The organism is Bacillus mesophilus (assembly GCF_011008845.1).
Classification (GTDB): domain Bacteria; phylum Bacillota; class Bacilli; order Bacillales; family SA4; genus Bacillus_BS; species Bacillus_BS mesophilus.
Genome location: NZ_JAAIWM010000001.1, coordinates 721074 through 741916, shown reverse-complemented (window position 1 = coordinate 741916; position 20843 = coordinate 721074). Strand labels below are relative to the sequence as shown.

22 protein-coding genes and 1 pseudogene are annotated in these 20843 nt (G+C 36.4%); 18 read left to right on the top strand and 5 right to left on the bottom strand.

From position 1 onward, the window contains the following. Position 1: 1 nt before the first annotated feature. From G4D63_RS03735 to thiE, 4 genes are read left to right on the top strand one after another with little or no spacing between them, the layout of a single operon-like run. Positions 2-769 carry a thiazole synthase gene (locus G4D63_RS03735; protein ID WP_163177815.1) on the top strand — a complete coding sequence of 256 codons (768 nt, stop codon included), beginning with the start codon at positions 2-4 and terminating at the stop codon, positions 767-769. Beyond that, positions 766-1785, top strand: coding sequence for a thiazole biosynthesis adenylyltransferase ThiF (locus G4D63_RS03730; protein ID WP_163177813.1), 1020 nt, complete (start codon positions 766-768; stop codon positions 1783-1785). Before G4D63_RS03735 ends, G4D63_RS03730 begins: the two co-directional genes overlap by 4 nt. Before the next feature lie 10 nt (positions 1786-1795). Beyond that, positions 1796-2608: a bifunctional hydroxymethylpyrimidine kinase/phosphomethylpyrimidine kinase gene (gene thiD / locus G4D63_RS03725; RefSeq protein WP_163177811.1), complete on the top strand. Its 813-nt coding sequence runs from the start codon at positions 1796-1798 to the stop codon at positions 2606-2608. Continuing rightward, positions 2605-3237, top strand: coding sequence for a thiamine phosphate synthase (thiE, locus tag G4D63_RS03720; protein WP_163177809.1), 633 nt, complete (start codon positions 2605-2607; stop codon positions 3235-3237). Before thiD ends, thiE begins: the two co-directional genes overlap by 4 nt. A gap of 99 nt (positions 3238-3336) precedes the next feature. Here thiE and G4D63_RS03715 read toward each other — a convergent pair whose 3' ends face one another. Next, a complete protein-coding gene (locus G4D63_RS03715) occupies positions 3337-3840 on the bottom strand; it encodes a hypothetical protein (protein WP_163177807.1) in 504 nt (167 codons plus the stop codon). Between the two features lie 528 nt (positions 3841-4368). Between G4D63_RS03715 and G4D63_RS03710 the strand changes: the two genes are divergently transcribed. From G4D63_RS03710 to G4D63_RS22355, 7 genes and pseudogenes are all read left to right on the top strand, one after another. After that, entirely contained in the window at positions 4369-6129 is a 1761-nt protein-coding gene (locus G4D63_RS03710) for an ABC transporter ATP-binding protein (protein WP_163177805.1), read from the top strand. Beyond that, a complete protein-coding gene (locus tag G4D63_RS03705; protein WP_163177803.1) occupies positions 6126-8141 on the top strand; it encodes an ABC transporter ATP-binding protein in 2016 nt (671 codons plus the stop codon). The genes G4D63_RS03710 and G4D63_RS03705 overlap by 4 nt, the downstream gene beginning before the upstream one ends. A 376-nt stretch (positions 8142-8517) precedes the next feature. Then, positions 8518-9723 carry a GAF domain-containing SpoIIE family protein phosphatase gene (locus G4D63_RS03700; protein WP_163177801.1) on the top strand — a complete coding sequence of 402 codons (1206 nt, stop codon included), beginning with the start codon at positions 8518-8520 and terminating at the stop codon, positions 9721-9723. A gap of 12 nt (positions 9724-9735) precedes the next feature. Further along, complete coding sequence (locus tag G4D63_RS03695) at positions 9736-10170, top strand: ATP-binding protein (protein ID WP_163177799.1); 435 nt, start codon at positions 9736-9738, stop codon at positions 10168-10170. Then, on the top strand, positions 10163-10528 hold the full coding sequence (locus tag G4D63_RS03690; protein ID WP_163177797.1) for an STAS domain-containing protein: 366 nt from the start codon (positions 10163-10165) through the stop codon (positions 10526-10528). Before G4D63_RS03695 ends, G4D63_RS03690 begins: the two co-directional genes overlap by 8 nt. A gap of 11 nt (positions 10529-10539) precedes the next feature. Next, positions 10540-11292 (top strand): annotated as a pseudogene (locus G4D63_RS22360) (cache domain-containing protein); the annotation flags it as partial. Beyond that, complete coding sequence (locus tag G4D63_RS22355) at positions 11284-12231, top strand: methyl-accepting chemotaxis protein (RefSeq protein ID WP_420837798.1); 948 nt, start codon at positions 11284-11286, stop codon at positions 12229-12231. The pseudogene G4D63_RS22360 and the gene G4D63_RS22355, both read left to right, overlap by 9 nt. Positions 12232-12307: 76 nt before the next feature. Here the strand turns inward: G4D63_RS22355 and G4D63_RS22020 are convergent, their stop codons facing one another. Continuing rightward, positions 12308-12436 carry a hypothetical protein gene (locus G4D63_RS22020; protein ID WP_275580234.1) on the bottom strand — a complete coding sequence of 43 codons (129 nt, stop codon included), beginning with the start codon at positions 12434-12436 and terminating at the stop codon, positions 12308-12310. Between the two features lie 121 nt (positions 12437-12557). Here G4D63_RS22020 and fumC point away from each other — a divergent pair, with 121 nt between their 5' ends. The 6 genes from fumC to phnE (G4D63_RS03655) all read left to right on the top strand — a co-directional run bounded on the left by fumC (position 12558) and on the right by phnE (G4D63_RS03655) (position 18408). Further along, positions 12558-13946: a class II fumarate hydratase gene (gene fumC, locus G4D63_RS03680; protein ID WP_163177793.1), complete on the top strand. Its 1389-nt coding sequence runs from the start codon at positions 12558-12560 to the stop codon at positions 13944-13946. Between the two features lie 143 nt (positions 13947-14089). Beyond that, entirely contained in the window at positions 14090-14878 is a 789-nt protein-coding gene (locus tag G4D63_RS03675; RefSeq protein ID WP_163177791.1) for an inositol monophosphatase family protein, read from the top strand. A 114-nt stretch (positions 14879-14992) separates the two neighbouring features. Further along, positions 14993-15916, top strand: a complete 924-nt coding sequence (locus G4D63_RS03670; protein ID WP_163177789.1) for a phosphate/phosphite/phosphonate ABC transporter substrate-binding protein — start codon at positions 14993-14995, stop codon at positions 15914-15916. Positions 15917-16041: 125 nt separating this feature from the next. Continuing rightward, positions 16042-16839, top strand: coding sequence for a phosphonate ABC transporter ATP-binding protein (gene phnC / locus G4D63_RS03665; protein WP_163177787.1), 798 nt, complete (start codon positions 16042-16044; stop codon positions 16837-16839). Beyond that, entirely contained in the window at positions 16811-17620 is an 810-nt protein-coding gene (gene phnE / locus G4D63_RS03660) for a phosphonate ABC transporter, permease protein PhnE (protein ID WP_163177785.1), read from the top strand. Before phnC ends, phnE (G4D63_RS03660) begins: the two co-directional genes overlap by 29 nt. Continuing rightward, positions 17620-18408 (top strand): phosphonate ABC transporter, permease protein PhnE, encoded by a 789-nt coding sequence (phnE, locus tag G4D63_RS03655; protein WP_163177783.1) that lies wholly within the window; start codon positions 17620-17622, stop codon positions 18406-18408. Before phnE (G4D63_RS03660) ends, phnE (G4D63_RS03655) begins: the two co-directional genes overlap by 1 nt. 218 nt (positions 18409-18626) lie before the next feature. Here the strand turns inward: phnE (G4D63_RS03655) and G4D63_RS03650 are convergent, their stop codons facing one another. From G4D63_RS03650 to G4D63_RS03640, 3 genes are all read right to left on the bottom strand, one after another. Then, complete coding sequence (locus G4D63_RS03650) at positions 18627-19949, bottom strand: alkaline phosphatase (protein WP_163177781.1); 1323 nt, start codon at positions 19947-19949, stop codon at positions 18627-18629. A gap of 83 nt (positions 19950-20032) precedes the next feature. Then, the gene (locus G4D63_RS03645; RefSeq protein ID WP_163177779.1) at positions 20033-20239 is read right to left on the bottom strand and encodes an alpha/beta-type small acid-soluble spore protein; all 207 of its coding nucleotides are present in this window, start codon (positions 20237-20239) and stop codon (positions 20033-20035) included. A 7-nt stretch (positions 20240-20246) separates the two neighbouring features. Next, positions 20247-20393 (bottom strand): hypothetical protein, encoded by a 147-nt coding sequence (locus G4D63_RS03640; protein WP_163177777.1) that lies wholly within the window; start codon positions 20391-20393, stop codon positions 20247-20249. A gap of 176 nt (positions 20394-20569) precedes the next feature. Between G4D63_RS03640 and G4D63_RS03635 the strand changes: the two genes are divergently transcribed. Next, positions 20570-20812, top strand: coding sequence for a hypothetical protein (locus tag G4D63_RS03635; protein ID WP_163177775.1), 243 nt, complete (start codon positions 20570-20572; stop codon positions 20810-20812). Positions 20813-20843: the final 31 nt, after the last annotated feature.

The window sequence follows — 20843 nt, the reverse complement described above, 5'->3', positions numbered from 1 at the left end:
TATGTTAAAAATTGGACCTTATTCTTTTCAATCACGTTTACTATTAGGAACAGGAAAGTATCCTAGTTATGATATTCAGAAGGAAGCTGTGGATGTTTCCGAGGCTGAAATTTTAACCTTTGCAGTTAGAAGAATGAACATATATGAACCGAACCAACCTAATTTCCTAGAAAAGCTTGATACAAAAAAATTCACGTTATTACCTAATACTGCAGGTGCAAAAACAGCAGAGGAAGCTGTTAGAATTGCAAAGCTTGCAAAGGCATCTGGTCTTTGTGACATGATTAAGGTAGAAGTAATTGGAGATTTTAATACATTACTTCCAGATCCGATTGAAACGGTGAAGGCGTCTGAAATACTTTTAGAAGAAGGCTTTATTGTGCTACCATATATCTCTGATGATGTGATATTAGCAAAACGACTACAAGAAATGGGCGTACATGCTGTCATGCCTGGAGCATCCCCAATTGGTTCGGGACAAGGAATTATCAACCCTTTAAATATCAGTCTAATCATTGAGCAAGCGACCGTACCTGTAATCGTTGATGCAGGAATTGGTTCTCCAGCTGATGCAGCTCTTGCAATGGAACTTGGGGCTGATGGAGTTTTGTTAAATACTGCTGTATCTGCTGCAAATGATCCTGTTAAAATGGCTAAGGCCATGAAGCTAGGTATCGAAGCGGGTAGACTTGGATATGAAGCGGGAAGAATTCCTAAAAAGAAATATGCAACAGCAAGTAGCCCAATGGAAGGATTGAGCACTGTTTGAGTGAACGATATTCAAGACAAGAGCTATTTACTCCAATCGGAGTGGAAGGTCAAAAGAAAATAAATGAAAAACATGTGTTAATACTTGGAGCAGGTGCGTTAGGAAGTGCTAATGCAGAAGCCTTAGTAAGGGCAGGAGTTGGAAAGGTAACCCTCATTGATCGAGATTATGTGGATTGGAGTAATCTTCAACGACAACAGCTTTATACGGAAAAAGATGCTACTGATCGACTTCCTAAAGCAATTGCTGCAAAACAAAGATTAACTGAAATAAATAGTGAAGTAGAAGTCGAAGCAATCGTAGCAGATGCTAGTGTAGTGGAATTGGAAAGACTGTTAAAGCATGTGAGTGTCATTATTGATGCTACTGATAACTTTGATACTAGATTAATCATAAACGATCTATCTCAAAAGCATGGAATTCCTTGGATTTACGGGGCATGCGTAGGGAGTTATGGAATAAGCTATACCATTTTACCCGGAGATACCCCTTGTTTGCATTGCCTACTTGAGAGAGTTCCCATGGGAGGGATGACTTGTGATACAGTCGGGATTATTAGTCCTGCTGTCGGGATGGTTGTCGCCTATCAAGTAGCAGAAGTACTTAAAATTCTTGTTGATGATCAGAAGCATATTCGAAGAAAGCTTGTTACGTTTGATTTATGGACGAATCAATCTACTTCTATTTCGGTAGAAAAGCTTAAACGACCTGGCTGTTTATCCTGTGGAGAACATCCAACTTATCCTTTTTTATCATACGAAAACCAATTAAAAACTGCCGTGCTATGTGGAAGAGATACTGTGCAAATACGACCTCAAGAAGGAGTGTCACGTGACCTTGCACAAATAGAAAGTTCATTAAAAGCTACAGGTGGAAAGGTGGAGCGAAATCCTTTTCTCCTGTCATTTGATACAGGAAGTCATCGTCTTGTTATTTTTCAGGATGGCCGTGTTTTAATACATGGAACAAAGGACATAGCGGAAGCAAAGGGAATTTACCATCGTTATTTAGGGTAGGGGTGAAGATATGGAGAAGACGCATAAAGCTTTAACCATCGCCGGCTCAGACAGTGGTGGTGGAGCGGGGATTCAAGCAGATATAAAAACATTTCAGGAATTAAAGGTTTACGGTATGACAGCCATTACAGCCATAACAGCTCAAAACACACTTGGTGTGCAGGACGTATATCCATTGCCGGTAGAAACCATCTTAAATCAATTAAAATCCATTGCAGATGATTTACCGCCACAATCTTTAAAAACAGGAATGCTTTTTAGCAGTGAGTTAATTGAGGCAGTATCTGATTCAATCAAGACGTTTAACTGGGGAAATGTTGTCGTAGATCCAGTAATGGTGGCAAAGGGGGGAGCACGATTATTGCAAGAGGAAGCAGTCCAAGCTGTTAAGAAAAATCTTCTTCCATTAGCAACGATCGTAACGCCTAATATACCAGAAGCAGAAGTATTAACAGGAAGACAAATCTTCACTTTAGAAGATCGACAAGAAGCAGCGAAAGTGCTATTTGACTGTGGTGTTGAACATGTCGTGATTAAAGGAGGCCATGGCCAAGAAGAGATGGCTGTTGATCTATACTATAACGGTATAGAGTTTGAAACGTTAAGCTCTCCTAGGATTCATACTAAAAACACTCATGGAACTGGTTGTACATTTTCGGCGGCTATTACAGCGTATCTGGCTAAAGGATGCACAGTTTTTGAAGCTGTTGAGGGTGCCAAGAGGTATATTCATATGGCGATCAAGCATGACTTACATATTGGTAGCGGTCATGGTCCCACTAATCACTGGGCACATCGTCTTGAAGGAGTAAAGTTAGGATGAATATAAAAGAAAAGCTTCAGTTATATCTCGTTATGGGAAGCACTAATTGCGAACAAGACCCTGTTCATGTACTACAGCAAGCGATCCTTGGTGGAGTTAGCATGTTTCAATTTCGGGAAAAAGGAACGGATTCTCTTCAGGGAGAAGAGAAGATAAGGTTAGCTAGACAGCTTCAAGCGGTGTGTCGAGAATATCAAGTTCCGTTTATAGTAAATGATGACGTTGATCTCGCCTTATTTATAGAAGCAGATGGAATTCATATAGGACAAGAAGATGAAGCAATTGAAACAGTGAAAGATAAATTTGCTCATAAGGTAGTAGGGGTATCTTGTCATAACCTTGATGAGGCTAAAATCGCGATTCGACACGGAGTAGATTATATTGGTGTAGGCCCTATGTATCCAACACTAACAAAGTTAGATACGAGAAATGTGGTCGGACCGAGTCTAATTAAAAGTTTAAGAGAAGCCGACCTAACAATTCCTACGGTAGGTATTGGCGGGATCGACCAGTCAAATGCAAGAGCGGTTGTTAAGGCTGGCTCAAATGGAATTGCTGTGATATCAGCAATCAGTAAGGCTGATGATCCCAAACTTGCTGCTGAATTATTAAAAACGAGTCTTTATTAAAGTACCGTATTCTTTAATAGTTGGTTATAGCCTTCATCAGTGCGGTGAAGGCCTTTTCTTTGTTGGTCCTTCATGAGTACAAAAAAGACCATAATAGTTTTACACAAGCTGTTCTGGAGGACTAGCATATTTGCGAAGAAGGAATTTTTTCAAAATACCACCTAAAAAAAACCCTATAAAAATCGCTATTATAGGTGTGAAAATGGGTCCAAAGGTAATGGAGAATATGGGCCTATTTGAATAGATGACACCAATCGTTGTAATATAGGCTGCAAAAGAAAAAGGAATTGACTCAAATGGTGTATCTTTTATTTTCGCAATTCTTTTTGCGGAAATATACGCATCCCACATCGCAAAAACATAAAGACATGGATAGAACATAATCCATCTATAATCAACCGTCTGAATGGCTAAATCAATATTTCCTTGAAAGCTATGTACAATAGCTAAGTTGATTCCGCCTTGTAGATTGATTAAGAATTCTAACAGAACAAGCAGTAGTGCTTTTATGTATTGACGGTTTAATAATTGTCCAAAACCAGGTAGGGCTATGCTCCAGAAAATCATTTCAACCGGGATTGTCACCCTTCTTTTATCCTCCATCACCTTACACACCCTTTTCCGTTACGTATTATTAAAATGGTCTAAAAGTTATAAAAATATATATTTAAAATAGATGTTTTTTGTAGTAAAAGTTATGGTAATAAATGTATGGTAAAATAAAAATGGATTGACACTCCATTTATATGGTGTTAAGCTACCGAAGTATAAAGAAAAATTTGGAAATGGGAGGTCGCGAAAAATGAATCATTTAATTGTTATGAATGTAACAAACCAATACTTTAAATACGTGACCATCTCCAGTAATTAATTTTTATTATTATTGCTTAAGGTGTAGGTCATGATCGTGACTTGCGCCTTTATATGATGAAAGGCACATTTCTTATTTGGATGTGTCTTTTTTGTGGTTTTATTTTGGTAAAATTTGGTTGAAGCCAATTTTTATAATTAATTCTAGTTGAAGGAGGAAATGTAGATGAGAAAGGTAGAGGTATTGTTAATCTGTTTTGCGGGAGAGAAGGATGGAGGATAACGTTTAATCGAATTTTCTTCTAGAGGGGAGTATACAAAATGTTTTCAGTACTAAAGAAGTTAGGTTGGTTTTTTAAAGAATATTGGAAGAGATACACAATCGCAATAAGTTTACTGATTTTTGTTGGTATCTTGGAAGTGATTCCACCAAAATTAATCGGAGTTGCCATTGATGCTATACATGTTGGTTCGTTAACAAGTAACCAGCTCTTTCAATATATTATCTTTTTATTTGTATTAACTTTTGTTTTATATGGACTCACTTATATTTGGATGTATAAGCTTTTTGGAGGCTCATTTATTGTTGAGAGACTATTACGTTCCAAATTTATGAACCATTTATTAAAAATGACTCCAACATTTTTTGAGCGTAATCGAACTGGTGACCTTATGGCAAGAGCAACAAATGATTTAAAGGCCATTTCACAAACTGCAGGTTTTGGAATTTTAACATTGGTTGATTCTTTTGTGTTTATGGTGATCATTGTCATTACGATGGGTGTTTTAATTAGTTGGGAATTAACCTTTGCGGCATTACTTCCACTTCCTATTATGGCAGTTGCAATTAATATCTATGGTAAGAAAATTCATCAACGTTTTACTGTCGCACAGGATGCATTTGGAGGTATGAATGATCATGTTCTAGAGTCCATCTCGGGTGTACGTGTTATAAGAGCATATGTTCAAGAAACGGCGGATGAAAAAAGATTTCATTCACTGACAGAGGATGTCTTTAGTAAAAATGTTGAGGTAGCAAAAATTGATGCACTATTTGAGCCGACGATCAAAATCTTAGTTGGTATGAGTTACCTCATTGGATTAGGTTATGGAGCTTATTTAGTCTTTAACCAAACAGTAACTCTTGGAGAATTAGTTTCATTTAACGTTTATTTAGGTATGTTGATCTGGCCAATGTTTGCTATTGGAGAATTAATTAACATCATGCAAAGAGGTAATGCTTCATTAGATCGTGTTTTAGAAACACTATCTTATAAGCGGGATGTTGAGAATCATTCACAACCTATTACCGTAAGTGAACCAAAAGATATTGAATTTAAGCATGTTAACTTTCAATATCCATCATCTACTTTCCCGAATTTGGTGGACATAAACGTATCTATTAAAAAAGGGCAAACGCTGGGGATTGTAGGGAAAACAGGAAGCGGAAAAACAACTTTGATTAGACAGCTTCTTAGAGAGTACCCACTGGGCACAGGTGAAATTAGTATATCAGGAGTTTCATTAGAAAGGATTTCTATCGAGGATATCCAAAGCTGGGTTGGATATGTACCACAGCAGCATATCCTATTTTCAAAAACAGTGCGAGAGAACATTACCTTTGGTATGAGTGATAGTTCTGACGATGATGTTACAAGAGCTATAGAGCAAGCGGCTTTTACGAAGGATTTAAAGATGCTACCAGAAGGATTAAATACACTTGTTGGGGAAAAAGGAGTAGCCTTATCTGGTGGACAAAAACAGCGGATTTCTATTGCAAGAGCGTTACTTATTAATCCGGAAATTCTGTTACTAGACGACTCATTATCAGCAGTTGATGCAAAAACTGAGGCGGCAATCATTCGTAACATTCAAAATGAAAGAGCAGGAAAAACAACTCTAATTACAACGCACCGCTTATCTGGTATCCAACATGCGGACTGGATTATTGTCCTTGAGGACGGGAAAGTGGTGGAGGAAGGTACACATGATGTTCTAATTCAACAGGATGGATGGTATAAGGAGCAATTTATCCGTCAACAGGTTGAATCTAGCATTACCGATCAGGGGGTGAGTGTATGAATATAAGTAAACGTTTATTACATTACGCTCTCCAATTTAAGAAGACAATTATCATTGCACTTGTTATGCTAACACTTGCTGTGGCGGCTGAGTTAACAGGGCCATTTATAGCCAAGCAAATCATTGATCAGCACATACTCGGTATTGAAAAATCTTGGTTTAAAACAACAGAAAATAGCTCTAAAGCTGTCTTATACAAGGATGAATTATATAAACGTGAGGATTATTTTGCTGAGGGTGAAAGTAAAGGCAGTGAGGTTAGAATTCTTCAAGCGGGCCGTAGCTACTATTTTGTACCTGAATCTATCGAGTTTGATGGTGAAAGGACATACTCTAATGGTGCTCTTACTATAAAAAGAGGAGAAAATGAGGAAAGCTACCCTGCTGAAAAACTGTCGGTTAATCAGCTGCTATCCTTTTATATGCCAGAGGTAAATCCTATTCTATGGCTAATTGGAGCCTACTTTGTATTAATTGTTATATCAGCTGGATTTCAATACGGCCAACGATTATTATTACAGATTTCAGCCAACCGAATTATTCAAAAAATGAGGCTAGATGTATTTAAGCAAATACAAAGACTACCGATTAATTATTTTGATAATCTACCGGCTGGAAAGATTGTTTCTAGGGTGACAAATGATACAGAGGCAATAAGAGATCTATTTGTTACCGTGTTATCAACCTTTTTCACTAGTATTATTTATATTACCGGTATTTATATTGCATTGTTTTTACTTGATGTAAAGCTAGCTGCAATTTGCTTAGTTCTTGTTCCAATTCTAGTAGTTTGGATAATCGTGTATCGAAAATATGCTTCAAAGTATAACCATGTGATCCGCGCCACATTAAGTGATATTAATGGAACGATTAATGAATCTATTCAGGGAATGACAATTATTCAGGCTTTCAAACGCCAGAAGGAAACAAGAGTAGAATTTGAGGAGCTAAATAAAAAGTACTTTACCTTTCAAAACAAATTATTAAGCTTAAATGCAATGACTTCTCATAATTTAGTCTTTGTCTTAAGGAACTTAGCATTTGTGACATTAATTTGGTATTTTGGAGGAGCATCACTAGAAATTGGTACAGTAATCTCCCTTGGGGTGTTATATGCGTTTGTTGATTATTTAAATCGTCTATTTCAACCGATTACAGGGATGGTTAATCAATTAGCATTATTAGAACAAGCACTTGTTGCTTCAGAAAGAGTATTCGAACTTCTAGATGAAGAGGGTGTGGATGTCACTTCTAATCAGCTTCCGAGGTACAAAGGAAATGTTAGCTTTGAAAATGTATCGTTTGGATACAAAGAAGGAGAGCATGTGTTAAAGAATATCCAATTTAACGCTAGTCAAGGAGAGACAGTTGCCTTGGTTGGTCACACAGGATCTGGTAAGAGTTCGATCATGAATTTATTATTCCGCTTTTACGATATTAAAGAAGGAAAGATTTTAATTGATGGAATCAATATTAAAGACGTCTCAAAGCAACAGCTTCGAAAGCATATGGGAATTGTCTTGCAGGATCCTTTCTTGTTTACAGGAACAATTACTAGTAACGTAAATTTAGATGACCCTTCCATTTCTACGGAAAAAGTAATAAAGGCGTTGAAGGATGTTGGAGCAACTAGGTTCATTGAGAATTTACCGAATCAATATGATGAACCAGTCCTAGAAAAAGGGAGCACCTTATCTGCAGGTCAGCGTCAATTAATTTCATTTGCTAGAGCACTTGTATTTGACCCTGCTATTCTTATATTAGATGAGGCCACAGCATCTATTGATACAGAAACTGAGTCCATTATCCAAGAAGCACTAGAGGTATTAAAAAAGGGAAGAACCACATTTATCATTGCACACAGATTATCAACTATTAAAAATGCAGACCAAATTCTTGTCCTAGATAAAGGGGAAATCGTAGAAAAAGGAACGCATGATGAACTGATGAACTTGGGTGGACGTTACTTCCAAATGTATAAACTACAGCAAGGCTCAAACCTAGCTGGATAAATTTCCATTAAAATAGAATCCATTAACTGTGTGATCTTTATGGTCAACAGTATGAATGGATTCTTTTTTGTTGTCTTTTCTTATTTTCCGCATTAACCGGGTTCTAGAAAGAAGATTCCTATATTTAAAGGGAATCTTAATTATAGAAGTTATTAACAGTAGGATTGAAGAAGTAAGTGAATGTCGATAATTGTAGAAAAGTGTAGATTATTGATAAAGAATCTTGTGTTTATACCGATATAATAATTAAATTGGCTAAAATTAAGCTTACTGGTAAGCAAATTGTACTCATTATACAAAAAGCTTTAGCAAATGATAAATTAATAGCCAGGACGGTCATCTATCAAAAAGGTGAAGTCTAAAAACGGAGTGTGTCATGAATAAGTATAAAACAAAATTTATCCAGGCAGCCAATCAAGTCTTTCAAATACTTAGTGAAACGGTTCCAGCAAGGACCTTCTTTATTGCCTCGACATCTAATAAACAGTTTGTCATCTTGGAAAAGTTCAACAAGGTAGGCGGATGTACAATTCCTAATGATCCATATATCTATCCACTTGAGGAATCTTATTGTAGCATCGTGGCAAGGGAGGCAAGACCCTTATTTATAAGAAATACCTCTGAGTCTATGTTAGTGAAGGATAAAGATGTAACGACCTCATTCTCGATAGGATCGTACTTAGGTGTTCCTATCATTTTAGATGACGGCACGATTTTCGGAACGCTATGTGCGTTAGACCCCATGCCTCATGTATTAGAGGAAAAGCATACAAAGATTCTAGAAGGGTTCGCAAGCCTGATTGCTAACTCAATTGAGCTAGAACAATCAATCTCTGAGTTAAGAGAACATGAGATTCAAACAGAAAATGAATTCCAACTAGCTCAAAAGGTTCAACAATCACTTTTCAGCAAGCCAATGCTAAATGAAAACATTGCGATTGAAAGTATTCACCTTCCTTCTAGTCATCTATCAGGTGATTTGTTTTCTTGGCAAAAGCTTGGAGAAGGAAGATATGGAGTAATTATTCTAGATGTGATGGGACACGATGTATCATCAGCTTTAATTGGAATGATGGTTTTCTCTCAACTGAAAAAGCATATGGTTGAACAAGAAAACCCATATGAGGTTATGAATGCATTAAACCAAGATGTAATCGAATTTTTTAAAGGAACAAGTGACATTGGTGCCTTTGTGACAGGAATCTATATAGAAATTGACACAAACAATAATCAGTTGACGTATATGAATGCAGGACATCCTCCGGCGATCCTTATTCAGGATACAGCGGTACAATTCTTAACCAGTGCCAATATGCCACTAGGAATAACGGATAATTTTCCAGATCTGAGTGAAACCATTCACCTTAATAACCAAGAATTTAATGTTTTATTGTATACGGATGGGCTGCTGGATTTATTTCAGCCAACAGATAAAAAAGTTCTTCAGCTATTAAAAGAGATTGTGGATGAATATCGAGGTTTAAATATTTCTTTAAAAAACTATCTAGATAATATCATATCAGCTATAGACAAGCATCCAGATGATATTTGTGTCCTATCAATTCAAGGAAATACTAAGTAAGGATGTGGTTTCATGTTTAATTTTGAATTAGAATTGCCATGTCAAACCAGTTCGATTGAGATTTTTGACGCAGCGGCGAATGAATTATTAGAGAAATGTACTGATTCTCATCGCATGCTTTCGTTTGTGATTCATGAGTTGTTAATCAATTCTCTTGAAGCGTCTGTTCGGAGGTTTGGTGAAGAGGCTATTCATCGTTTTATTAAACTTAAAATGAGTTATCAACTTTCAACTATAGAAATTTCTGTAATAGATTCAGCAGGTGGTATGAGTCCAGAAAGTCTTCAACATTTCGAACAAGAAAGCCTTGATAATTTGTTGGATCGTGAATGCGGGCGTGGACTGTTGATGGTTAAAAATATGGTGGATGATCTAGAGATGGACTATGACTCTCAAGGCCTATTTGAAGTAAAAGTTAGAAAAGAAGGAGTTGCCATTCATGAGTAAAGAAAATGTGATGTTTGAGCATAAAACAATGGATGAAAGACAGATTTTTAAAATTTCTGGAAAGCTACAGTATGGCAGTACACAAAATATAAAAGAATCACTATTACATCATGTTGATAACGAAATAAAGCACTTTGTTTTTGATTTAACTAATATAACCTATATTGATAGTACTGGAATGGGTCTGTTTGTTACGTTTATGAAACATTTAAATAATCCTAAGAATCATATTGTGTTAGTAATTGAGGATACATTTATTACAGAACTATTTAAAATCGCTAAGCTTGATACGATATTCAAACTATCAAATTCACTAGAAGATGCGATCAATAAGCAAACAATCGCAAATCATAAATAGGGGGAGCATATATGCGTCTTGGGATAAAACTAAAATTCACACTAGCATTTATAGTGTTATTTATAATAGCAACTAGTGTGCTAATCTTCAATTCGGTCAAAACGCTGGATAATGAAATAGTAAATGTTGCCGAAGATAATTTGATTAAGGATTTAGAGTTAGCAAAAGGCCTATTAGATAACTCTTATCCAGGGGAATGGTCAATTAAGGATGGTGAGCTTTATAAAGGCACAACTGTCTTAAATGATAATTTTGAATTAGTCGATGAAATAGGAGATTTAACTGGTAATGCAGTGACAATCTTTCAAAATGATACAAGGGTTGCAACAACTGTAAAAAAAGAGGACGGTAATAGAGCAGTAGGGACACAGGTTTCGGAAGAAGTTGCTGCTCACACTCTTAAAGGTGGAGACATCTATGTAGGAGAAGCAGTTGTTGTTGGGAAAAACCTAGTAACCATCTATGAACCTATTAAAGACAATTCAGGAACGACCATTGGGATGTTATTTGTTGGACATTCAGCAGACCAATACCACACCATATCTTCAAACTTCAGAACAGAATTAATTTTATTTGCTGTGATAGAAGTTATAATCATGGCGGCAATCATTCTGTTTTTCGTTCAGCATCAGGTGAAGCCGTTATTGCAAGTTACAAGTGTTGCAAAAGAAGTTGCTAACGGAAACCTTGGGGTAGATCCATTAAAAACAAATCTAAAGGATGAAGTTGGCGAGCTTTCCAGCTCAATCAATCAAATGGTGGATAACCTAAAGGAGTTAATCTCTACAGTCATTTCAACTTCTGAGCAAGTTGCAGCAACCTCTGAGGAGCTTGCAGCAAGTGCAGATGTGACAGGTGAAATGAGTTCGCAAATTTCCAAAACAACCAATAGTATTGCTACAGGAACAACCAGGCAATCAGAAGAAATCCAATTGATTTTAGAAAAGATGGAAAAAGCAGTTGGGCAAATCAGCACGGGTAAAAAGGCTGTGGAAGATACATTATTAAACGCAAATCAATCTACTCAAGAAGCAAATAATGGTAATGATGCAATCAATGAAGCCATCCAACACCTGAGTAAGGTAACTCATACTGTTGAATTTGCAACTGATTCTATTCAAAAATTAGGAAAGCGATCAGAAGAAATTGGTGGGATCATTACAGTAATTACTGAAATATCAAATCAAACTAACTTACTTGCACTAAACGCAGCTATCGAAGCGGCTAGAGCCGGAGAGCATGGAAAAGGGTTTGCAGTAGTAGCATCAGAGGTTAGAAAGCTAGCAGAACAATCAAATAAAGCAGCTAGCCAGATTACGCAACTCATTGAAGATATTCAATCAGAAACTAAAGTTACGGTTAATACAATGGAAACCAACCTTGAGTCCGTAAAAGAACAGGTAAGTATGATTCAAAAAGGTGGACAGTCGTTAGGAAAGATTGTCCAAAATGTAAAGAACACAGAGAGTAGTGTTCAACACATGGAGCAGGTATTTGAGCAAATTAACGACCATATTACCGGCGTCCTAGATTCCACACAGCAAATGAATACAATTATTGAAGAAGCAGCTGCTTTTTCAGAAGAAGCCGCGGCATCAACAGAACAACAAACTGCTACAATCCAAGAAGTAGCTGCCAGCGCAAATGATTTAGCGAAAACAGCAGAAGAACTACAAGGGAAACTTAAGGTATTTAAGCTATAAACAGAAAACCACAGATTTTGATCTGTGGTTTTTTTATTAGGTCTAGAAATTATCTAGTAGAGAGAAAAATATTGTATTATTTCACTCTCCCTCTACCCTTTTGAACCGACCAGAAGTATTGGGCATGCCGACTAAACCGTAATTGGTGCTCTTGTATGAAAGTCATAACAAGAAAACTGATTAATTTCCAGTCTATTGCTTCCATGGTTTACGCCTCCCTTTCAAGGTTAATATATGGTTATAAGGGAAAAAAGGTGTATGATTTCCTGAACTGTTCATAAGGTGATTTATAAGGGAAATGTGAGACTGATAAAGGAGGATTACATATGGATTATAGAATTGAAAAAGATACTATTGGTGAGATCAAGGTTCCAAAGGATAAGTACTGGGGTGCTCAGACACAGCGAAGCTCAGAGAATTTTCCGATTGGCATAGAGCAAATGCCCTTTGAAGTAATCAAGGCGTTTGCGATCCTCAAGAAGTCTGCAGCCGAAGCTAATTTTCAACTTAACAAGCTTGAAGAAGAGAAACGGAACGCAATAAAGGCAGCAGCAGATGAGATTATTGCTGGAAAGCTTGATGATCACTTTCCATTAGGAGTATGGCAAACGGGTAGTGGTACACAGTCAAATATGAATGTAAATGAGGTTATTGCCTTTAGGGGTAATGAAATATTAAAGTCAAAAGGCATTGAAACTAGGTTGCACCCTAATGATGATGTAAACATGTCTCAAAGTTCAAATGATACCTTTCCGACTGCGATGCATATAGCTGCATTAAAGGAGGTAAAAGACCGTCTACTTCCAAGTCTTAGGGCACTTAAGGGGACTCTCCAAAACAAACAAGAAGAATTTAAACATATAGTCAAAATAGGTCGTACACATTTACAAGATGCTACACCATTAACTGTAGGACAGGAAATTAGTGGCTGGGTAGGAATGTTAGAAAAGTCCGAAGAAATGTTAGAAAAGTCATATAAGTACTTAGGAAGCCTTGCAATTGGTGGGACAGCTGTAGGGACAGGAATCAATGCCCATCCTGAGTTTGGAGAAAAGGTTGCAAAATTTATTTCAGAAGAAACTAACTATACCTTTGTATCTTCACCTAATAAATTTCATGCTCTTACTAGTCACGATGAAATTGTTTTTGTACACGGAGCAATTAAAGCCCTTGCTGCTGACCTAATGAAAATAGCTAATGATGTTAGATGGCTCTCTAGTGGTCCGAGGTGTGGAATTGGAGAGTTAATAATCCCCGCCAATGAACCAGGTAGTTCAATCATGCCCGGTAAGGTAAACCCAACACAGAGTGAGGCATTAACAATGGTAGCATGTCAGGTTTTCGGAAATGACAGTTGTATAGGTTTTGCAGCCAGCCAAGGGAACTTTGAGCTAAATGTATTTAAACCTGTCATTATCTATAACTTTATTCAATCCACTACTTTATTGTCGGATGCTATTCATTCTTTCAATGATCGTTGTGCAATTGGAATTGAAGTAAACTTACCTGTTATAGATCGATATGTAAAAGATTCATTAATGCTAGTAACGGCATTAAACCCTCATATTGGCTATGAAAATGCAGCGAAAATAGCAAAACTGGCCTATGCAGAGGAGCTTACTTTGAAGGAAGCTTCTAAAAAACTAGGGTTACTAACAGAGAAAGAATTTGATCAGTTAGTCGTTCCTGAGGAAATGGTTTCTCCAAAAGAATAATGAAATAACAAGAGTGATGCTCAGACGGGAGTATCACTTTTTTTATGAATGGTTTTAATAAGGTGGGTTGGCTTTTTAGACATTTCTAGCTAATATAGGTATTATGACCATAAAAAAATTGTCGTAAAAAGGAGTACCTCACTATGAATTGGGATCAAATATATGAAACAGCACGAGAATGGACACTAGAAGCAGGAAACACCTTAAAGAAAGCAACAACAGAATCATTTCAGGTCGAATACAAAACATCTGCAGCTGACTTAGTTACTGAAAAGGACAAGGAAATTGAGAAATTTTTTATTGATAAAATAAGCGAAACTTTTCCGACTCATTTTTTATTAGGAGAAGAGGGATTAGCAAAGGATCAAGTTTTTGATTATAAAAACGAAGTAGTATGGGTGGTTGATCCCATAGATGGGACAACAAATTTTGTACACCAGCAGAGAAACTTCGCCATTTCTGTTGGGATATATGAAAACGGTAAACCTAGAATGGGCTTTGTATATGATCCCATAAGTAATGAACTTTTTCATGCACAAGCCGGAAAAGGTGCATATTTAAATGAAACATTATTACCTAAGCATACTAATAAAGCTTTAGAAGAAGCTATTGTTAGTATTAATCAGCTTTGGCTAATTAAAAATGAGAAAGTGAATCATCTTTTGTTTGAGAAAATGATTAGAAAAGCAAGAGGCACAAGGTATATTGGGTCAGCAGCACTAGAAATTGCTTATGTAGCTTGTGGAAGGTTAGATACATATATAGATTTTAGGTTATCTCCATGGGATATTGCTGGCGGAATGGTGATCCTTCAGGAAGTAGGAGGAGTGACTGTTAACCTAGAAAATCAGCCTGTTAACGCATTTTTACCAGAAATCACAATTTTTTCAAATCAGTCTGTACTTAAAGAGATTGTAAAGGAGTTGTCATAGAAATGAAAAAAATGTAAAGAAATGATGAATATTATCAAAATAATGTCGAAATTTAATAATGTGTAGGTTATAATTGAAATCGTATTCAAGAACAATTATTTTAGGAGGAAGAAAATGAAGAAGTTCTTATCTTTGTTCATGGCAATGTTTTTAGTACTTGCTTTAGCAGCTTGTGGTACCAATGGTAAAGAAGAAGAGGGTACTGCTACTGAAGGTAACGGTGGAGAAGAAGAAGTTACAGAATTAACAATGGGATTCATTCCATCTCAGGAAGCTGACCAAATTGCTGATAACGTTAAGCCTTTAGAAGATTACTTAACTGCAGAACTAGGAGTTCCTGTAAAAGCTGAAATTATGATTGACTTTGTTGGACTTGTTGAAGGTATGAGAACAGGACAAATTGACATAGGCTTTACAAATCCATTTGGATATGTACAAGCAGTTGATCGTGCGAACGTAGAAGTTCTTGTAAAAGCGATTCGTCATGGTTCAGATACTTACAAAGCTCAGTTTATCGCAAGAGCTGATTCTGGTCTTACATCTGTTGAAGATCTAGTTGCAAAAGAAGGATTAACTTGGGCTTATGGTGACACACTTTCTACTTCAGGTTTCTTATTCCCAGCTTCTAAGCTAATGGATATGGGTGTTGAAGATTTAAACACATTCTTCACTCAAACAGCTGTAGGTGGACATGATAATGCAGTACTATCTGTACTTGAAGGACAAGCGGACTTTGCTACAACTTTCGATGATGCTCGTACAGTTCTTGAAAAAGATCATCCAAATGTAATGGAAGAAGTAGTTGTAATTGGACATACTGATCCAATTCCAAACGACGGTGTTTCTGTTCGTGAAGGTTTATCTGATGAAATGAAGAATAAAATCAAGGAAGCATTCCTTGCAATTAATGACAAGCCAGAAGTACTTTCAGTAATGAACGAAGTATATACTTGGGACGGAATTGCAGAAGCAACTGACGAAGAGTATGATATCGTTCGTGAAGTATACGCTAAATTTAAAGATCAATTAGAAGAATAAAATATAAATTAATTTTTTTGTCTATCTCAAAAGGGAGGAGAGTCATCTTCTCTCTTTTTTTCCCGATTAAAGTATACGGTTACACAGGTGGTTTCCACCTTATTTATTATTAAAGGAGTAATGAGATGATTGAATTCAAGAATGTTTCATTAACTTATCCAAATGGTCATCAAGGCTTAAAAAACATCAATGTAACGATTCATCCTGGTGAGTTTATTGTAGTTGTTGGTTTATCTGGCGCTGGAAAATCCACTTTTATCAGAAGTATTAATCAATTGGTTAAACCTACTGATGGAGAGTTATTAATAGATGGCAAAGATTCTTTAAAATTTAAAGATCGTGAACTAAAGGAATTAAGAAAAAATATTGGAATGATATTCCAAAACTATAACCTTGTTAATAGAATGTCAGTTTTACGTAATGTGTTAACTGGACGTTTAGCATATATTGGAACTCTAAAAAGTATTTTAGGATTATTCTCTCATGAAGATAAGGAACTTGCTTTAAGAAGCTTAGATCGTGTAGGAATTGGTGCTAAGGCATATTCTAGAGCAGACCAATTAAGTGGTGGACAACAGCAGCGTGTAAGTATTGCTCGTGCTCTTTCACAACAGCCAAAGTATATTCTTGCAGATGAGCCAGTTGCGAGTCTTGACCCACCTACATCACACATTGTTATGAAGGACTTAAAGAAGATTAATAAGGAAGATGGAATTACAACGATTGTAAACCTTCACTTTATTGATATGGCAATGGAGTATGCGGATCGAATTATTGGTATGAGAGATGGGGAAATTGTATTTGATGGACCTGTTTCAACTGTAACAGAAGAAACTTTTGAACAAATATACGGCAGAAAAATTAAAGAAGATGATTTACGTGGGAGTGTGAGCAATGACGAAGCAGCCACTGCCACAGAATAAAAAAATTCCATTATTCCCTAGGCGTACAAAGATGGTTACAACTAATATTTTGTTAGTAATCGTCGGCTTTTATCTCTTCTCAGCTTACTTTACTGAGGCATACCCTAATCGTGTTATTGTAGGGATGCCAATAGTTTTCAGTTTCATAGTTGATGATTTATATCCTCCTAACTGGGGATATGTGAATAGAGTATTGACAAGCTTAATCGAGACTTGGAATATCGCTCTTTTAAGTGCGTCACTATCTGCTATTTTTGCTCTTCCATTAAGTTTCTTAGCAGCTTCAAACATTAATACAAAAAAAGGATTTTATACAGCGGTTAGATTTTTTCTAAATATCCTAAGAACAATCCCTGAACTTATATTAGCTGTAATTTTAGTAGCTTTCATTGGAATTGGTGCATTAGCTGGGGTAGTCGCTTTATTTATTTTCTCGCTTGGGATTCTAGCTAAATTAATCAGTGAAACGATAGAGGCTATTGATCCTAATCCACTAGAAGCGATCCGTGCTACTGGTGGAAATATTGTTCAAGTTATCTGGTACGGCGTTATGCCACAAATACTACCTCATTATGTTTCATATGCTCTTTATGTTTTAGAGATTAACGTTCGTGCATCAGTAGTATTAGGGTTTGTTGGAGCTGGTGGTATCGGATTAATTTTAAAGAACCAATTAGCGCTTTTTAACTTTGGTAACGTATCAACGATTGTTATCATGACGTTTATAGCGGTTACAATCATTGATTTTGTAAGTAACCGGGTAAGGGAGCGATTAGTTTAATGAGTAGCGTTAGAGAAGTCAGACCACCAAAGAAAAAATGGTGGAAACTTATCCTTATATCTCTTGTATTAATCTATTTATATTATGTTGCTTTAACCATGACAGACCTTACCTATCGTGGGTCGTCACTTAGTCCAGCTGTAATTTTTAGACGTCTTTTCTGGGATCCGTTCTTTGATCCAGCTGTACTAGCTAAAGTTCCAGAATATCTTTATTATATGTTTGAAACATTAGCAATCGCTTATGCAGGTACCTTAATAGCGACTGTTCTAGCCATTCCTTTCGGATTTTTAGCTGCTAGAAATATGTCAAAAGTATCAGGCTTAGGGAAATCAATTCTGAATGGAATTCGTGCTTTCCCAGAAGTAATGCTAGCAATTATATTTGTTGCTGCAGTAGGTATGGGACCTTTTGCTGGTGTATTAGCAGTAGGAATTAGCTCGATTGGAATGCTAGGGAAACTGTATTCTGAAGTAATCGAAGCCATTGATATGAAGGTAATTGAAGCATTAAAGGCTAATGGTGCGAACCGAATACAGGTTATGTGGTATGGTGTTATTCCACAAGTAATCCCTGAATTCTCAAACTATGCGATGTATCGTTATGAAATTGATGTTCGTTCCTCGACCATTCTCGGAGTAGTAGGTGCAGGTGGAATAGGTGCTCCACTAATTATTGCATCGATGCAGCGTAATTGGGAGAATGTTGGTATGATCCTGATTATCATTATTGTGGTAGTAACCATCATGGACGTAATCAGTGCTAAGGTTAGAAAGAAGATCGTTTAAAATATAGTAAAAGGTGTTAATTCCCTGGAATTAACACCTTTTTTGTGAGCTCTTTCAAAGCCCCAAAAAACCTTTGCTTGGGACTTCGTTTTTCTCTTTATTTATTTGGCTGTGTTAAAGAATAGTGTTGATATTTAGCACTGTTGATTGAAGTGGAAGGACGCGAGTGTCCTGTAACGAAAATCAATAACAAAGTTTAACACAGCCTTCTATTTAACCTAGTTTTTGAGCACTTCAAATATAAGTGAAGCAATATCAGTGTTATTGATTTGTCCTCTTAGCTTCTCAGAGGAAGGTCCGTATGCGTAAACGGGGACATCAACTCCTGTGTGACCTTCTGTAGTCCAGCCTGTATTTGTTCGTAAATTAAAGATTTCTTCTATTGAATCATCAATTAATTTTATATCATGAGTTTCCGCTGCCATTTTAACAGAATGTATTTCATCTTGTGTTAACGGCATCTTAATATATGATCTTAGAGCCTTTTCAACATCGGTGCCACTTGCTATAGATTCAGCAATAAAATCAGGTGTTCGTTTTGCTGCTTTTATAGAACTGGGATGCCAATTATAAATACCGTTTGCTCCCATTGTATAACCACCAGTTGAGTGATCAGCGGTAGCAATCACTAATGTATGTTGATCTTTCTTTCCAAATTCTATGGCCGCTTTAAACGCTTTTTCGAAATCCTCAATTTCACTCATGGCAGATACAATATCCTGATCGTGCCCTGCCCAATCAATTTGACTTCCCTCTACCATAAGAAAGAATCCTTGATCATTTTTATTTAATCTTTCAATTGCTGAACTTGTCATTATTTCTAGTGAGGGTATAGTAGCATTACGATCGAACATTTTGGGTAGACCCTCTTTTGCAAAAAGTCCTATTATTTGTTCATTCTGATCTGTGGTCAATTCTTTTGTATTTTTAACATACGAAAATCCATCATTTTTAAATTCTTCAACGAGATTTCGGTCCTCACGTTCAAAGTATTTTCTGCCACCACCTAGGATGACATCGATTTTATGTTTCCCTTTAATCTCTTCATCAAAATAATCATCGGCAATATCAATCATATTTTCACGATGCTTATTGTGAGCGCCAAAAGCAGCAGGAGTAGCATGCGTGATTTCTGCTGTGGCAACAATACCAGTTGCCATTCCAAGTTCTTTCGCAGCTTCTAGAACAGTTTGTAAGTATTTACCATTATGATCGACTGAAATAGCATTATTATAGGTTTTAATTCCAGTTGCTAATGCAGTACCAGCTGCTGCTGAATTTGTAATATTTTCATCTGGGTCATTAGGATATGTCATTTGTTGTCCTACGAGATAAGGGTCAAAAACGGTTTTTTCAACTTCTGTTGTTTGTGAAGAATCTTTAAGATAACGATAGGAAGAAGTGTAATGAATACCCATACCATCACCTATTAATAAAATAACGTTTTTTACACTAGGTAGGTTTTCAGCCTTTACTAAAGGTTGAGGGGGGATATGAACTAATGACCCTATTAAGAAAAAGACGAGTACACATTTTTTCATTATTAAAGGTTAACCTCCTTTTTGGTCAAAAGAAAATCCCAAGCATGAAAGCTTGGGATTTTAGCCATGTTATTAAGTTTTAATTAACGTTGTTGGAAAGATCCACCAAGTTGTTGTTCAGCCATAGATACTAAACGCTTAGTGATTTCTCCACCTACAGAACCGTTTGCACGAGAAGTAGTATCTGCTCCTAAGTTTACACCAAACTCGTTAGCGATCTCATACTTCATTTGATCTAGTGCTTGTTCTACTCCAGGTACTAAAAGTTGGTTTGAGTTGTTGCTTGCCATGATGTAATCACTCCTCAATAGATTTTGGTTGGGTTAGCTGGAATTGAACCAGATACGGAGCATGTCCGTCGCCGCCAGGCTCTAACCCAATAATTAGTAATGAAGTGTGTGTAATGAATTGCTTTGTTTTGTTTACATTTTTATTATGTTTCATTTTTGAATTTCTATTCGTTTTTTTTGAACTTTTTTTTCTAATTCGTTTCACGTCTTTGGGTCATAATATCAAAGAAGAACCGTGAAACTAAATAATTAAGTTGTTAATAATATCATCTGTAAAATAAACAAAATTATACTTAAAAATTTTTAAAATGTAAAAAGGAATGATAACAAATGGGAATATGTCCGATATGTAATGGATTTGAATCCTCTGAAACCACTTGTAAACAGTGTCAAAGTGTAATGGAGGATAAGGGGAGGGTAATTGATTATTTTGATGATTATAGTCCCTATATGGAGATTGATGGTATGAAGAAGATAGATGGATATGAACAAACCCTTCAACAACATCAATGTGCACACCTATTATATTGTAATCATTGTCAAACGGAGCAAGTAATCTTTATACAAGAATAAAAAAATAGCCCATTAGGGGCTGTTGACAAAA

What these genes read in the sequence shown, in the direction of transcription:
- G4D63_RS03690 (WP_163177797.1), top strand. Translation starts at nt 10,163, where the DNA reads ATGAGTAAAGAAAATGTGATGTTTGAGCATAAAACAATGGATGAAAGA.
- G4D63_RS03705 (WP_163177803.1), top strand. Translation starts at nt 6,126, where the DNA reads ATGAATATAAGTAAACGTTTATTACATTACGCTCTCCAATTTAAGAAG.
- G4D63_RS03670 (WP_163177789.1), top strand. Translation starts at nt 14,993, where the DNA reads ATGAAGAAGTTCTTATCTTTGTTCATGGCAATGTTTTTAGTACTTGCT.
- G4D63_RS22355 (WP_420837798.1), top strand. Translation starts at nt 11,284, where the DNA reads ATGGTGGATAACCTAAAGGAGTTAATCTCTACAGTCATTTCAACTTCT.
- G4D63_RS03710 (WP_163177805.1), top strand. Translation starts at nt 4,369, where the DNA reads ATGTTTTCAGTACTAAAGAAGTTAGGTTGGTTTTTTAAAGAATATTGG.
- G4D63_RS03640 (WP_163177777.1), bottom strand. Translation starts at nt 20,393, where the DNA reads ATGAAACATAATAAAAATGTAAACAAAACAAAGCAATTCATTACACAC.
- phnE (WP_163177785.1), top strand. Translation starts at nt 16,811, where the DNA reads ATGACGAAGCAGCCACTGCCACAGAATAAAAAAATTCCATTATTCCCT.
- thiE (WP_163177809.1), top strand. Translation starts at nt 2,605, where the DNA reads ATGAATATAAAAGAAAAGCTTCAGTTATATCTCGTTATGGGAAGCACT.
- G4D63_RS03700 (WP_163177801.1), top strand. Translation starts at nt 8,518, where the DNA reads ATGAATAAGTATAAAACAAAATTTATCCAGGCAGCCAATCAAGTCTTT.
- fumC (WP_163177793.1), top strand. Translation starts at nt 12,558, where the DNA reads ATGGATTATAGAATTGAAAAAGATACTATTGGTGAGATCAAGGTTCCA.
- phnC (WP_163177787.1), top strand. Translation starts at nt 16,042, where the DNA reads ATGATTGAATTCAAGAATGTTTCATTAACTTATCCAAATGGTCATCAA.
- G4D63_RS03635 (WP_163177775.1), top strand. Translation starts at nt 20,570, where the DNA reads ATGGGAATATGTCCGATATGTAATGGATTTGAATCCTCTGAAACCACT.
- G4D63_RS03715 (WP_163177807.1), bottom strand. Translation starts at nt 3,840, where the DNA reads ATGGAGGATAAAAGAAGGGTGACAATCCCGGTTGAAATGATTTTCTGG.
- G4D63_RS22020 (WP_275580234.1), bottom strand. Translation starts at nt 12,436, where the DNA reads ATGGAAGCAATAGACTGGAAATTAATCAGTTTTCTTGTTATGACTTTC.
- G4D63_RS03645 (WP_163177779.1), bottom strand. Translation starts at nt 20,239, where the DNA reads ATGGCAAGCAACAACTCAAACCAACTTTTAGTACCTGGAGTAGAACAA.
- G4D63_RS03675 (WP_163177791.1), top strand. Translation starts at nt 14,090, where the DNA reads ATGAATTGGGATCAAATATATGAAACAGCACGAGAATGGACACTAGAA.
- G4D63_RS03650 (WP_163177781.1), bottom strand. Translation starts at nt 19,949, where the DNA reads ATGAAAAAATGTGTACTCGTCTTTTTCTTAATAGGGTCATTAGTTCAT.
- G4D63_RS03735 (WP_163177815.1), top strand. Translation starts at nt 2, where the DNA reads ATGTTAAAAATTGGACCTTATTCTTTTCAATCACGTTTACTATTAGGA.
- G4D63_RS03695 (WP_163177799.1), top strand. Translation starts at nt 9,736, where the DNA reads ATGTTTAATTTTGAATTAGAATTGCCATGTCAAACCAGTTCGATTGAG.
- thiD (WP_163177811.1), top strand. Translation starts at nt 1,796, where the DNA reads ATGGAGAAGACGCATAAAGCTTTAACCATCGCCGGCTCAGACAGTGGT.
- phnE (WP_163177783.1), top strand. Translation starts at nt 17,620, where the DNA reads ATGAGTAGCGTTAGAGAAGTCAGACCACCAAAGAAAAAATGGTGGAAA.